General features: G+C 65.0%; 1 protein-coding gene. It reads right to left on the bottom strand.

What is annotated here, in order from left to right; translation table 11 throughout:
- Positions 1-14: 14 nt before the first annotated feature.
- On the bottom strand, positions 15-560 hold a 546-nt coding region (locus R7P64_RS24495; protein WP_318124226.1), incomplete at its 5' end, for a Tn3 family transposase.

Below are 560 nucleotides of genomic sequence, written 5' to 3'. Positions count from 1 at the left end.
GAAAAAATCGTACGCTAAGGTTTTCCGGGCATCCGTAAGGGCCGAAACTTCCCGTCTTCCAGTCTGCGGCTCTGCCGCCAGACGTAATCGCCGGTTAGGTTGATGTGCTCCCAGCCCAGCGGCGACAGGAATTGCAGCAGCTCGCCGTCCACCGGCTTGCCGGCCTCGACCAACCCCTGGGTGGCGCGTTCCAGGTACACCGTGTTCCACAGCACGATAGCCGCCGTCACCAGGTTGAGGCCGCTGGCCCGGTAGCGCTGCTGCTCGAAGCTCCGATCCCTGATTTCCCCAAGGCGGTTGAAGAACACCGCCCTGGCCAGCGAGTTGCGCGCCTCACCTTTGTTCAGGCCGGCATGCACGCGGCGGCGCAGTTCAACACTTTGCAGCCAGTCCAGGATGAACAGCGTGCGCTCGATCCGGCCCAGCTCGCGCAGGGCCACGGCCAGTCCGTTCTGGCGCGGGTAGCTGCCGAGCTTGCGCAGCATCAGCGAGGCGGTGACGGTGCCCTGCTTGATCGAGCTGGCCAGGCGCAGGATGTCGTCCCAGTGGGCACGCACGTA

This window comes from Vibrio sp. 2304, assembly GCF_033339475.1.
GTDB classification, from domain to species: Bacteria; Pseudomonadota; Gammaproteobacteria; order Enterobacterales; family Vibrionaceae; genus Vibrio; species Vibrio alginolyticus.
The sequence above is the reverse complement of the archived record's forward strand: the minus strand, read 5'-3'. Positions and strand labels throughout refer to the sequence as shown.